The following is a 13,144-nucleotide window of genomic DNA, read 5'->3' as shown; positions in this document are numbered from 1 at the left end:
ACGGGGAGTCTGGGAAGGGAGGGGTTTGGAGCCACGGATGAAACACGGATGAAACACGGATGGGAAAGGGAACGGGAACAGGAAGGTCAGGGGAACACCGGGTTCGTTCGCTCGTTCCGATTCGACATCCCGCATTCGGCACTTGGCCACACACGACACCATCGTCGTCGGGTTTCGTTCCGATCCGTGTTTCATCCGTGGCTCACGTTCTCCTTCACCTTGCAGGCTTGCTCGGCGCGCACGGGGGGCGTCGATTGCCGGGTGATGCCGGGTTGAGGGGGGTTCAGGAGCGTCGAGCGGCGGCGGCCTGGGCGCGTCGGGCGCGACGGTTCAGGGGGACGGAGGCACCGGGAAGGGCCGGGCGGAGCGAAGGACGGCCGATCGAAGGGCGGCCGATGGGTTCGTTTCGCGCCGGGGTGGGTGGCGCGGTCGGAACGGTGGCGGGAGGCTCTGAAGGGGGTGGAGCGGGATGGGCCTCGGTCTCGGCGGCGGGCTGAGGATGAGGACGGGAGCGGTCGGGACGGGGGCCGGGGGGTTGGTCGGGGGTTGAGGAGCCCTGGGCGGTGGCAGCGCGGGGCGATCCGGATTGCAACCGACGCAACTCGTTGAGGTGGCGGAAGAACTGGCGACGCGCATCGGCGGCATAGCGTTCCAGGAGGCGGATCGGCCGGGGGTCTTCGGTCGCCAGACCGGCCTCGGCGTCGCGCCGGGCGCGGTCGTCTCGGGCGTTGAGGAAGGCATCGAGCCGGGCGCGGAGGGCCTCGGTGGCCTGGGTCACGAGGGCAAGGCCGGGGGCTTCGGTTTTGTCGTCGGGGTCGAGATCCCAGGGGCCGGAGCCGTCTCGGGCAAAGGGGGAGACGCCGAGCAGGTCGAGGGCGAGGTTCCAGGTGTCGCGGGTCCAGCCTTCGTGACGAGTCAGGGAGTCGAGCACCTCGGCCCAACGGTCGAGGAGCCAGAGGACACCGTGCTTGCTTTGGAGCATGATTGCCTGAATACGTTCAGGCTGCTGAGGCAAGCGAGCGGCGAGGGAGGCGATGTCGGCGGCACGGTCGTCGTCCCACGATTCGGAGGCCCGCTCGGCCTGTTCAGCGCGGGCGGCGACGATGCGGGCCTCGCAGGAGTCGAGGCGGACGGATTCGGCCACGAGGCGGTCAAACAGCCACGTCTGGGTGGGACCTTCGGGGCGGTAGTCGTTGTGCCACTGGACTTTGCGCGTTTCGATCGCCTCGGCCATGTCGGCGGGCCGGTGGGTGCCCAGTTTCGAGAGGCCGTGCGATTGGGCGTTGCGGCTCGATCGGGCCTTGCCCTCGCTCGACTTCGGGCCTGTGGACAGGAGGGCGTTGAGGCGGTTGGCGAGCGTTTGCTTCAAGGTGGTGGCGGCCATGAGGGTGCGCGTCCTGGTTGTTCACAAAAGAGGAGCAAGGGTGCCGGTCCCGCGAGGACGGGGTGCGAGGCGAAGAAACGGGCTCTCTCTGAAACAATCAGGAAATCGGGGAGGCTAAATTGCGTTTTTTTGGGAAAGGGAGGTTTGGAGCCACGGATGGAACACGGATGAAACACGGAGGGGGAGAGATCAAGGATCGCGAGCATTGAATTTTTGCACACCACACAGATCCCCTGCCTCCCGACTCTCGGGACGGAGGCGGTGGGGGAACGCGGCGAGTGAGGGGGGGTGCCATTGGGAGGGTGTTGGATTTATGATGGAGGGATCGAATCGGCCGGGGGGTTGGGCGTCGAAGGGCGCGGCCGCCGGGTTGATCGCCCTCCGTTGGTTGATTGAAGACAACGAGCCCGCCTTGCGTTCCTCACGCCGGAGCCGACCCGATGAGCCGATCCCGCCCGAAGGGGCCCGCCGAGCGACGGGCCAGACGATTTCGGTGGCTTGCGCCGATGATGGCGGTGGCATGGGTGGGCGGAGGGATCGCGGCCTCGGTGGTCGAGGCGCAGATGCCGAAACATCGGCTCGATGTGCTGTTCCCGCCGGGAGGTCAGCGGGGAGAGGCGGTCGAGGTCAGGCTCGTGGGGGCGGAGATGGAGTCGGCCTCGGGGCTCTGGTTCGATCATCCGGGGATCACGACCGAGCGGGTTGAGGGGGATGCCTCGCCGCCGAGGTTCCGGGTGACGATCGGGCCTGAGGTGCCGCTGGGCCTGCACGATGTGCGGGTGGTCGGTCCGCTGGGGGTGAGCAACCCGAAGGCGTTTGTGGTCGGGCAGCGGCCGGAGGGGATCGAGCAGGAGCCGAACAACGGACCGGCCGAGACGGGAACGATGAGTGTCGGTCAGGTGGTCAACGGTCAGATCGACGGCGCGACCGATGTGGATTGGTTCAGCTTCGAGGGGAAGGCGGATCAACGCATTCTGATCGACCTGGCCGCGGTGCGGATCGACAGCCGGCTGGATGGGGAAATCCGCCTGTACGACCTCGACGGCCGGGAGCTGGCGTATGGGCACGGCACGGTCAAGCACGACCCCTTGATTGACACGGTCTTGCCGGGGGATGGGACGTACCGGGTCGAGGTCCGGGATGTGATCTACGCGGGATCACCGCAGCATGTGTATCGACTGACGGTGCATGACGGCCCTCACGTCGATGCCGTGGTGCCGAGGGCGGTGGAAGCGGGATCGACGGTCGAGGTGACGTTGCTCGGCCGGAACCTGGGGGGGGAGCCGTCGGGAACGATCTTGCCCGACGGGCAGGCGCTGGAGCGGTTGACCGTGACGATCACCGCGCCCCCGGAGTTGCAGATCGACCCGGATCGTCCCGGCGTGGGTCTGACGACCAGTCCGGGAGGGGGAATTCCGGGGTTCTGGTTCGTGCCGGAAACGGATCGAGGGGCCGCCAACCCGCTCTTTCTGGCCAAGGCGCTGGGGCCGGTGGTGGTTGAGGAGGGGCCGAGCGATCGAGACGAACCCATGACGATCGTGCCGCCGTGCGACCTCTCGGGAGATTTCCGGGAGGTGGACGACGAGGACGTGTTTCGGTTCGAGGCGACCAAGGGGCAAGTCTGGATGATCGAGGTGCTGGCCGATCGGATCGGCTCGCCCGTCGATGCCACCGTGCTGGTGCAGCGGGTGATGGAGGACGGCTCGCTCCGGGACATCATTGAGGCCGACGACCAGGGAGACCCCGGCACCGGCAACCGCTTCGGCACGGGGACGGTGGACCCGGTGGTGCGGTTCGAGGCGCCGGACGACGGGACGTATCAAGTCACCGTCGGCGACCTGTACAACGCCCGAGAGGTGGACCCGACGGCCGTGTATCGGCTGGTGGTGCGTCCGCAGCAGCCCGAGTTCCGCCTGTTCGCCGCGCCGAACGATCCGGGGAATCCGGAAGGACTGACGCTCTTGAGCGGGGGGCGATCGGTGGCGTATGTGCTGGCGCATCGATTTGATGGGCTGGCCGGTCCGATTCGGGTCGAGGCGGAGGGGTTGCCGGCGGGGGTGTCGAGCGATCCGGTGGTGATTGCGAGCGATCAGGTGCAAGCGCCGATGATCTTCAATGCGTCGGCCGGAGCGCCGCCGAAGCTGGGAACGGTGCGATTGGTGGGGCGTCGGCTCGGTGAAGACGGCGAGCCGGTGGACGAACCGCCTCGCGTGGCGGTGGCGGGGACGATCACCCGACCTCCACCGGGGGGGAATGCCCCGACCCCGGCTCGGGTGACCCGAGGGCTGGTGATGGCGTTGCGTCCGGAGGCGGCAACCCGGCTCTCGGTGGTTCCGAACGCGGTGACGGTGGCGCAGGGCGGATCGTTCGAGCTGACGGCCCGCATCACCCGAAGCGAGGGGGTGCAAGGAGAGTTTCAGATTACTCCCGACGCCTTGCCGAACAACCTGGCGATCGCCAACGCGAAGATCGAGGCCGAAAAGGACACAGTTGCGGTGCCCGTGACGGTGGCCGAAAACGTGCAGCCGGGCGTTTATACGATTTTCCTCCGCGCCGGGGGGAAGGCGACCGTGGCCGACCCGCGCAATCCCGAAGCGACGATGGAGGCGAACCTGAGTGAGCCGTCGAACCCGATCATCTTGACCGTCCGACCGAAGGAGCAATGAGGATCAAGGCTGCACGAGGGGCCTTCCGACACCACGTGACTCCCAAGGTTTGGGGTGGCCCCGGTTGCTCGCCAACCGGGGTCGCGGAGCGACGAGCGGTCGCGGTGTGGCCTCCCGCAGCCTCTTGCGGCTGCGCCGCCCCGGTTGGCGAGCAACCGGGGCCACCCAGGGGCCGCTCTCGAAACTCGGACATTGGTTTGGGATCTCCATAAGTGTCTGAGTCTCACCTCAGAATTCTCGTCAATCCTCCGCTTTCCCGCCTGATCTCTCCCTCCGAACAGGACCCGCACCCATGCGAATGCGATCGACGTTCCCCCCCCTGCTCTGCCTGCTCTTGACCGTTGGCGTGGCGACCGTGACTCAGGCCCGACAGCTTGAGGTGAACGTGCCGGAGCGGGACGAGCCGGTGAGTTACATCACGGAATTGATTGATATTCTTGATGTCCGATGCGCAGGATGCCACAACTCGGCATTGGCCGAGAATGATCTGAACATGGAAGAAGTGGCCGGGATGCTGAAGGGGGGCACGAGCGGGCCGTCGATCGTGCCGGGGAAGGCGGAGGAAAGCCTGCTCTTTCAGATGGCCGCGCACACGGTCGAGCCGTTCATGCCGCCGGTCGAGAAAAACCTGGAGCCGATGACGCCCGATGAGCTGGGCCTGCTGAAGCTCTGGATCGACCAGGGAGCCAAGGACGACACCGAGGAGATGATGGCCGAGCTGGAGGCGGCGGACGCAGCGATCGAGCTGGGGGCCTTGCCGCCGGGGGTGAACCCGGTCCTGGCGGTCGATCTGACCGGAGACGGCAACGAGCTGGCCGTTGGTCGGGCGAACGTGGTGCAGGTTTTCGACGCGAAAACAGGTCAGGAAGTGATTACGCTCGGAGGGCATCAGGATCTCATCCAGTCGATCCGGTTTAGCCCCGATGGCTCGCGGCTGGCGGCGGGAAGCTATCGGATCGTGACCGTCTGGAATGCGCCGAAGGGAGCGCAGGCGAGGAGCTTCGACGGCCTGGGTGCAAAGGTGAACGCGATTGCGGCGTCGAACGATGGCGCGACGGTGGTCGCGGTGCTGGAAGACGGTTCGATCCGCGTGGCCGACGCGACGAGCGATGCGGAGATCCGCACGATTGGCCCGGCCGAAGGAGGAGCGTTGCACGCCGTGACGCTGCCGAGTGAGGCCGGGGTGATTGCCACCGGCGGGGCCGACGGGGTGATCCGCCTCTGGAAGTTGGAGGACGGCGCGGCGATCGGGAATCACAAGGCACACGAGGGGGCGATTCACGCATTGGCATTTGTCGGCCCGGATGCCAAGCGTCTGGCCACGGCGGGCGAGGATGGCGTGGTACGGATCTGGTCCTTGCCCGAGGGGCCGGGGGCTGGATTCCCGGAGGGGGCCGAGCCGGTCGAGCGGACCGGGCATGAGGGACCCGTGCGGGCGCTGGCGGTGACGCCGGACGGGTCGGCGGTGATCTCGGGAGGCCAGGACGGAACGGTCCGGATCTGGTCGATCGAAGGGGACGGGGAACCGCGGACGATCGCCGCGCACGAGGGGGCGGTGCAGGCGCTGGCCTGCTCGCCGGATGGCGGAACGGTCGTCAGCGGTGGAGCGGACGGCACGGCACGCCTCTGGTCGCTGGCCGATGGAGCCGCTGGGGTGGTCGTGAACGCCCATGAGGGCGGCGTGCGAGCGGTGGCCGTTTCGCCGTCGGGCGATCGGATCGCCACGGCGGGGGCCAACGGGTTGAAGGTCTGGGAGGCGGAGACGGGCGTGGGCGTGGTGGCCTTCGGTCACGTCAACGCCGAGGACCCGACCAAGGTGGCGGCCGTCAGCGCCCTGGCGTTTGCCGGAGACGGCCGGGTGGTCTCGGGAGCCGAAGATCAAGGCATGAAGGTCTGGACGTTCGAGGGGCAGTGGTCGTTGCATACGACGCTCGAACCGCATGTGTTCCGGGTGCTGGCGATCGACTTCAGCCCCGATGGCAAGCTCATTGCCACCGGAGGCGGCGAGCCGGCGGGGTCGGGCGAGGTGAAGCTTTGGGACGCGGAGACGGGCAACTTGCTGCTCGACCTGCCCGAGCTGCACAGCGACACGGTCTTCGGCGTGAAGTTCCGCCCCGACGGGACGAGCCTGGCCACCGGCGCGGCCGACAAGTTCGTGCGGGTGGTGGCCATTCCTTCGGGAGAGCGGCTCAAGGCGTTTGAAGGGCACACGCACCACGTGATGAGCGTCGACTGGAACACCGAAGGCACGCAGCTTGTGAGCGGCGGGGCCGACAACGTGTTGAAGTTCTGGGACTATGAAAACGGCGAGCAGTTGCGAACCTCGCAGGCCGTGGGCAGCCAGGTCACGTCGGTCCGCTGGGTGCCGGGCAAGAAGGAGGCAATTGGAGCCTCGGGCGACAAGACCGTCCGCCTGTTCAACGTCGACAACGGCCGCATTCAGCGCGGGTTTAACGGCCCGACCGATTACGTCTACAGCGTTGCGACCTCGGGCGATGGCTCGATCGTCGCCGCGGGAGACGACACCGGGGCCATCTTCCTCTGGAAGGGGGCTGACGGGGCGTTGATCCGGAAGATCGAGCCGTTCTCAGGAGCGCGGCCGGAGCCGTCACTGACGGCGGGCCGGGAGGAGTGAGGGGCGGGAAGATCCGGTGATGGGAAACGCAAGGGGCTGGGGGTCGCGTGTGCGATCCTCAGCCCCCTCGATGATCTGGCTTCAGACTCCTTGCCCGGGAACTCGATCAGCCCGGGAGGGTCTGGTAGCCGGGGGTGATCTCGGAGACGTTGGGGGTGAAGTCGGCGTCGGCGCGGCCGGTGACGACGTTGAGGCCGCCGATGAGGAGCCCCTGGTACTTGGGGTTGGTCCAGACGTCTTCGCGGTGGCCCATCGAGGTGTAGAAGACGCGGCCGTCGCCGTATTTCTTCACCCAGGTCATGGGGTAATCGGGCCGCTCGTAGTCGCGGGAGCGGCCGGAGGTCATGCCGTCGGTGAGCTGGACCATGATGCCGTGGATCTGGTCGGACATGTTGCGGAAGGCATACCACTCGTCGTTGATCTCGAACTCGGAGCCGAAGGCGTCGGCGCCGGGGAATTCGGAATCGACGACCTTGATCTTCGAGACCTGTTGCGGACCGTGCGAGATGAACTCGCCGCCGATCATCTCGATGTAGGGGGTGCGGTCGTCGGGTCCGCTGTGGAAGGTGTCGGTGGCGCAGTGGATGCCGACGAATCCCTTGCGGCCGGACTGAATGGCGTCGAGGAAGGCCTTGAGCCCTTCGGGAGACATGGGGGGCTGGCCGTCGGTGCCGGGCTGGGTCAGGTCGCCGGTGGTGTAGAAGACGAAGGCGTCCCACTCGTCGATGCGGTCGGGATCGAACAGACGGCCGTCCTTCGAGGCGGTCACGTCGAAGCCGTGCTCGGCGCCGAGGTCGATGAGGATCTTCTCGGAGTGGGCAAGTTCGTCGCCGTCGCGAGCGATGACCGAGTGCTGGAAGCCGGAGCTCTTGGTGAAGTAGAGGACCTTCTTGCGGTCGCCCTGCTGCGCGGCGGAGAGAGTGCGGGCGAAGGCGGAGGCTCCCAGGGCGGCGGCCCCGGAGGCCAAGAGCATGCGGCGTCGGTTGAGGATCATGGATCGTTGCTCCCGGTGGTTCGGTTCGAATCGCGATCGGATCGCCGACGGGCCGGGATCGGCGGTCGCAACGACCTGCCCCTGCCCGCCCCGCTTCGGGCGCATGATACCCCGAGGGCGCCGGGTCGCCAGAGGGTGCGTCGAGAAAATCGCTTGTCGAGCAGGACCGACCCGGTTAAGCTCCAACGCTCCATCGTGGAACGCCGGCGGCTTGCGAGTGCATTGCGAGTGCCGGCGGCCCCTCGGAACTCGGCCCGTTCGGGTCCGGCCCGTGGGGCGGGTTCCTCCTCGTCGAGCAACCGACCCGCAGGGTCGGGGAGATACGGATGTCGCACCCTGCTTCGACCGCCCTGCCACCCTCGGCTGATGTCGAACTCGGCCAGCTTGATCGGCTCTGCACCTCGATTCGAGGGAAGCTCCAGTTCATGGACTACCTCGTGCGGGCCGCCGTGGCCGATGTTGAACGCTTCGAGGGGGAGGCCGACCCCGGCACGCGGATCTTCCTGCGGCAGTTGATCGAGATGCACGCCTCGAACCTCGCGGTCGAGTGCGAGAACATGCGGCTCGTCGGCGAGCTGTGCGGCTCGCTCGAATCGCTGGTGAACAGCGAACCCAGCTTCGGCACGGAGGACGCCGCATGAACGGCCGACCCACGGAATCAAACCCCTCGGCAACCGCCCTCGACCCCCGTGAGGACCCGGCCACCGAGGCCACCTCGGAACTGGCGACCACCTCCGATCGCCCGTTCGATCCGGGCGGATCGCCCGAGCTGCACCGCTCTCTGGCCGAGGTCAAAGGGCAGGCCCAGTTCCTGCTCTACCTCGCCGATCAGATCGAGGAATCGCTGCAGCAGTTCGCCGAGGAGGCCGATGCCTCGCACTCGGCGTTTCTGTGTAAAGTGTTGAGCATGTACTCGGGTCAGCTTGAGGTGAAGTATCAGAGCCTGGGCGAGCGGATTGCCGAGACGTGCCAGGAAGTTTATCTGACCGTCCGAGAGCGCGACGCAGGCTAAGCCTGCCGGAAGGCAACCGCCCCGGCCCCGGTCCGAGCCTCGCTGGAGATGTTATCCCTGCGCGCCGACGAGGTGATCGAAACGCCAGTTGGGGTATCCCACAACTGGCAAGGGCTTCCGTCAATGGTCTTCATCCATTGGGTGGCCCGGACAACGTGTTGTCCGGGTCGCGCAGCGACGAGAGGCTTGAGGTCCGGGCGGGCCAATCGTAGGCTCATCGCATGGCCACAAGGCGTATCTACGACCGAGACAGGCACGCCCACTTCGTGACCTTCTCGTGCTATCGACGCCGTCGGTTTCTCGACCAAGACCGGCCCAAGCGGATCGTCCTCGGGGTCCTCGCCTCGCAACTGTCATTGCAGCACGGCCGTTGTGTCGGCTTTGTCGTCATGCCCGACCACGTGCATGCGATCCTCTGGTTCCCGGATGTCGACCAGCTATCCCACTTCATGAAGCAGTGGAAGCAACGTAGTTCCGTGCAGATCAAGCGCTTCCTGCGCATCGGGATGACTGCGTACGCCCAGGCTTTTGACCTGTCGGAGCCGATCTGGCAACCCCGTTACTACGGCTTCAACCTCTACTCAGAGCACAAGTTCGAGGAGAAGCTCGCCTACATGCACCAGAACCCGGTGCGTGCCGGCCTGGTCGCTCGCCCGTGCGATTGGCCCTGGAGTTCGGCCCGGTACTATAAGCAAGGGCATAGCGTCGGCGTGCCGGTCGGCTGGCTCGACTGACGCCTCTTGCGGCTTCGCCGCCCGGACAACGAGTTGTCCGGGCCACCCGCGGAGAACCTCCATCATAGCAACTCACGTCCCGCGGAAAATCCCGTGCCGAACACTATTGCCTGCGGCCACCCTCTCCCCCGTGAACGGGGGCGAGGGTTGAGGGTTGAGAGGGCTCGGACGCAAGGGGGACGAGAGGGAATCTCAGGCCCTGACGGCGGGAGGACGAGCCTTCGAGGGTCGGCGGCGGAAGGGGCGGGTGAGGCCGAGGCGGAGGATGACGTCGAGGGCGCGGAGGACTTCGAGGGTGTTGATCTTCGATTTGCCGGCGCGGCGGTCCTCGAAGATGATGGGGGTCTCGCCGATGGTGCAGCCGACGAGCCGGCACCAGTAGAGGATCTCTTCCATGAACGAATAGCCGCGTGATTTGACCTGGTCGAGGTCCATCTCCGCGAGCTTCGAGACGCGGTAGCAGCGATAGGAACCGCTGTTATCGCGGGAGGAGAGGCCAAGCAAGACGCGGGCGTAGGTGTTGATCGCCCAGCTCATCAGCTTGCGCTTGGTGTTGAACAGCGAGCTTTCGACCCCGCCGCCGGGGACGTAGCGCGAGCCGATCATCACGTCGTGGCGATCCATGCCGGCGAGCAGGTCGGGAATGAACCGGGGCGGATGGCTGAAGTCGGCGTCGAGGTTCAAGAGCTGGTCGTAGTGGCCCCGGATGGCAAAGCGCATGGCTTCGAGAATTGCCGTGCCCAGGCCGAGCTTGCCGGTTCGGTGCAGAACGTGAATGTCGGGCAACTGCTGGCAAAGCTGATCGGCGACGCGGCCGGTGCCGTCGGGAGAATTGTCGTCGATGATGAGGATCGAGGCGTGGGGCGCGTACTTGCGGATCGCCCGGACGAGGGGGACGAGATTGTCGGCCTCGTTGTAGGTGGCCAGCGAAACGGCCAGCCGAGGGGGCGAGGTCGAGGGTTCGGTGGCGAGATCAAGGGCGTCGCTCACGACACATCCGGGACGGGGCGAAACCGACCGGCGCCTGCTCAGGGCCGATCGGAACGAAGGTCGCAACGGGGCGGTCACGGGCATCAGCACGCATCCCCTACCATCGGACTAGCCTAGCAGAACCGAACCGGAATTTCAGTCCACTCTGTCCGAATCCCAGGGGGACGACAGCACCTCCGAAGACAAACCGCAACATCCTGGCAAAGGATCGGTGCGTCTTCGAAGACGCGACGGCACCTTACGAGAGGGACCGGGACCTTTTCACGGCTCGGAACATCCAAGGCTATCCGGAATGCCCGGGCGAACCGCCCGGTTGAAATGGAGACACAGTTCGGGAACGGGCAGGTGCCGCCTTTGCAGGCCCAGGCCGCGCATCCGGAGTTGAATCCGAACCGCTCGCCAGGACCACCGTGCGCGAGGTCCCCCCTCGGGAAGTGGGGGGCACGGGAGCATCAATCGTTGGCAACGCGCGACGGCACCTGCCCTCCCGGCGATCCCGCCCGGTGAGGGGCGGGAATTCGCGTCTCATTGGTAATCCTCAATCGGCGATCGGTCCAGGCACGTTTGAGCCATTTCCCGAGAATCGCCCGACATTCCTGCTTGGGGCCGGGGCCAGTTACTCCGGCTCGTTGGCGGAATTCAACTGGGAAAAGAGTCGGCTATAGGGGGCGAACTCCTGACCCGATTCCGCGCGGACCTGGCCCGAGGGGCGAACGGAGGACCAATCCCGTTGCTCTTGCCGGTCGTCTGCACCGATCTCACCGTCGCCCTCGCAAAGGCACGAGGCTCGGGAGTGGTCGGAGGAGTCGTCCTGACCGGCGGCATCGCCGGTCGAGGGCGGGACGGGGGCTCGGGCCGCTTCCAGGGCGCGAACCCATTGCGATTGAGCCTGGATGGCGGCGTAGCGATCGTCAATCGCCACGGTCGAGGGCTCGATGGGCGGGGGGGGCGATTCGACCACCTCCGACAACGACGACAGGCCAAGTTCGATCGCGTCGTAAGCGTCGAGCAACGACTCGGCACGGCCGGGTGACGAGGCGAGCGCGTCGGCGACGGCGGTCTCGGCCGGGAAATCGTTGGCCGGGGAATCGTCGGCATCGGCCCAGCCGACCTCGATCACCCCGTCTTCGAACCGAAGCGGGGGCCGAGCCTCGCCCAGCCGGGGGGGATTGCAGCAGGGAGTGTCGGGCTCGGATTCGGCCTCAGGCTCGGTGATGGGCTCGGGCGAGCGGTCGAAGGAGGTGATTCGAGGAGCGAGAGACCAGTGGCGGGGAGACTCGCGATCGAGGGCGGGGATCGACGGAGTCGGCACGCTGGAGGCCGGGCGAGCGGCGACCGCGTTGGGCTCGGATCGCACGGCGGGGGCCAGGCGATCGGCCAGGCGGAGCAACCGGCCTGGGTTTCCGACGGCTCGGGCGTGCAGCGTTTCGATCGTCTCTCGGGTCCAGGAGCGATCGGCCAAGGAGCGTTCCAGGAGCATTCGCGCTTCCTCGGCGTCGATCGGGCCGAGCTGGGCGTGGACCGCCAGTCGGGCCTGGAGCGATTCCCAGGACCGGCTCCGCAGCCGGAGCACCAGGCTGGTTCGGCCCACCAGAACGAGGCCGGCGACGCCGTCGGGCTGTCCGAGCCGGTTCGAGAGGAGGCGGAACTCCTCAAGCACGGTGTCGGAGGCATTCTGCGCCTCGTCGAGCACCAGGACCCAGCGGCGGCCCTCTTCGGCTTGCTCGATCAGCTCATCGGTCAGTTCGGAGCGGGGGTCGAGCACCGAGGCGGCGTCGCGACGGCCGAGCCCTCGCAAGATGCGCCGGAGCAGATCCAACCCGGAATCCGAGGGGGCGGCGTCGAGCACCAGCCAGCGGCCAAGCTGCGGGCACGATCCGGCCAGGTGCTTGCACAGCCAGGTTTTGCCCGAGCCGGCCTCGCCGGTCAAGAGCACGAGGCCTCGGCCTTGCTGGAGCCCCTTGAAGCAGGCCGATCGGGCGTCGATCCGGCTGGGAAGCACGGAAGACTCAATCCCCTGGCCGGCCCGATCGCGATCCTTCGCGTCTCGGTCGGAGTCGAATCGTCGGTCCATCGCCGCCACTCTCCTGATCCTGGGCTGGGCCGGCGGACCGGCATGGAGCGATCGGCTCACGACCCTTTGAATCGGATCGATCGCGATCCGGAACGCGGGCCGATCAACGGTGCCCGGTCAACCATCCCCCCTCATATCGGAGGGGACCACCTCGGGGCTTGATCTCGAACCGGTTCAGAATGGCAGGAATCACCCACCCACAATCGATCCACTCGGCACGACCAAACCAAACTGCCAGGCCGGGTCGTTTGTGTGCGTCGTTCCGCGATCGTGTTGGAACTTTTTGCAAATCGGAACGCTCTGGGTGCGAACGTTTTGGGCACCGACTTCCGAGCCGATGTCTCGGGGAATGGTACGTCTCAAGCGCAAGCGAGCCTTGGCCTTCGAACCGCAACGGCCATTGGTTTCGATCGTTCGGCGATTGTGCAAAACGGCCCCCGGAACAGCGATTGCGTTCCGGTTGTTCAAGCATTTTCCGGTTGCAGGGATCGCCGGGGGGGCGGAGCCTTTCTTAATATCAACAGAAGTCCTGAATTGAAAACGGCTTACGGTCAATCTTTCTCAACGCGAGAGAATTTTTTCTGGGTGGCCCCGGTTGCTCGTCAACCGGGGTCGCGGAGCGACGAGCGGTCTCGGTGCGGCCCCCCGTCCCCTC

The 13,144-nt window shown here is 66.5% G+C and carries 9 protein-coding genes; 5 read left to right on the top strand and 4 right to left on the bottom strand.

Annotation, left to right across the window (positions count from 1 at the left end; translation table 11 throughout):
• Window positions 1-283: 283 nt before the first annotated feature.
• Window positions 284-1,384 carry a hypothetical protein gene (locus GA615_RS01390; protein WP_152049460.1) on the bottom strand — a complete coding sequence of 367 codons (1,101 nt, stop codon included), beginning with the start codon at window positions 1,382-1,384 and terminating at the stop codon, window positions 284-286.
• A gap of 440 nt (window positions 1,385-1,824) precedes the next feature.
• Here GA615_RS01390 and GA615_RS01385 point away from each other — a divergent pair, with 440 nt between their 5' ends.
• The gene (locus GA615_RS01385; protein WP_152049459.1) at window positions 1,825-4,050 is read left to right on the top strand and encodes a PPC domain-containing protein; all 2,226 of its coding nucleotides are present in this window, start codon (window positions 1,825-1,827) and stop codon (window positions 4,048-4,050) included.
• 292 nt (window positions 4,051-4,342) lie between these two features.
• Entirely contained in the window at window positions 4,343-6,685 is a 2,343-nt protein-coding gene (locus GA615_RS01380; RefSeq protein ID WP_152049458.1) for a c-type cytochrome domain-containing protein, read from the top strand.
• 106 nt (window positions 6,686-6,791) lie between these two features.
• Here the strand turns inward: GA615_RS01380 and GA615_RS01375 are convergent, their stop codons facing one another.
• On the bottom strand, window positions 6,792-7,679 hold the full coding sequence (locus tag GA615_RS01375; protein WP_152049457.1) for a ThuA domain-containing protein: 888 nt from the start codon (window positions 7,677-7,679) through the stop codon (window positions 6,792-6,794).
• A 326-nt stretch (window positions 7,680-8,005) separates the two neighbouring features.
• Here GA615_RS01375 and GA615_RS01370 point away from each other — a divergent pair, with 326 nt between their 5' ends.
• The 3 genes from GA615_RS01370 (at window position 8,006) to GA615_RS01360 (ending at window position 9,425) form a co-directional block, all read left to right on the top strand.
• Entirely contained in the window at window positions 8,006-8,320 is a 315-nt protein-coding gene (locus GA615_RS01370; RefSeq protein WP_235904978.1) for a hypothetical protein, read from the top strand.
• Window positions 8,317-8,691, top strand: coding sequence for a hypothetical protein (locus GA615_RS01365; protein WP_235904976.1), 375 nt, complete (start codon window positions 8,317-8,319; stop codon window positions 8,689-8,691). The genes GA615_RS01370 and GA615_RS01365 overlap by 4 nt, the downstream gene beginning before the upstream one ends.
• A gap of 221 nt (window positions 8,692-8,912) precedes the next feature.
• Window positions 8,913-9,425, top strand: coding sequence for an REP-associated tyrosine transposase (locus GA615_RS01360; protein ID WP_152049456.1), 513 nt, complete (start codon window positions 8,913-8,915; stop codon window positions 9,423-9,425).
• A 192-nt stretch (window positions 9,426-9,617) separates the two neighbouring features.
• Here GA615_RS01360 and GA615_RS01355 read toward each other — a convergent pair whose 3' ends face one another.
• Both GA615_RS01355 and GA615_RS01350 read right to left on the bottom strand, forming a co-directional pair.
• Complete coding sequence (locus tag GA615_RS01355; protein ID WP_235904973.1) at window positions 9,618-10,415, bottom strand: polyprenol monophosphomannose synthase; 798 nt, start codon at window positions 10,413-10,415, stop codon at window positions 9,618-9,620.
• 616 nt (window positions 10,416-11,031) lie between these two features.
• On the bottom strand, window positions 11,032-12,489 hold the full coding sequence (locus GA615_RS01350) for an ExeA family protein (protein ID WP_152049454.1): 1,458 nt from the start codon (window positions 12,487-12,489) through the stop codon (window positions 11,032-11,034).
• Window positions 12,490-13,144: the final 655 nt, after the last annotated feature.

The organism is Tautonia marina (assembly GCF_009177065.1).
In the GTDB taxonomy this organism is placed as follows: Bacteria; Planctomycetota; Planctomycetia; order Isosphaerales; family Isosphaeraceae; genus Tautonia; species Tautonia marina.
Note: the sequence above shows the minus strand (reverse complement) of the source record. Positions and strands in the feature narration are given on the sequence as shown.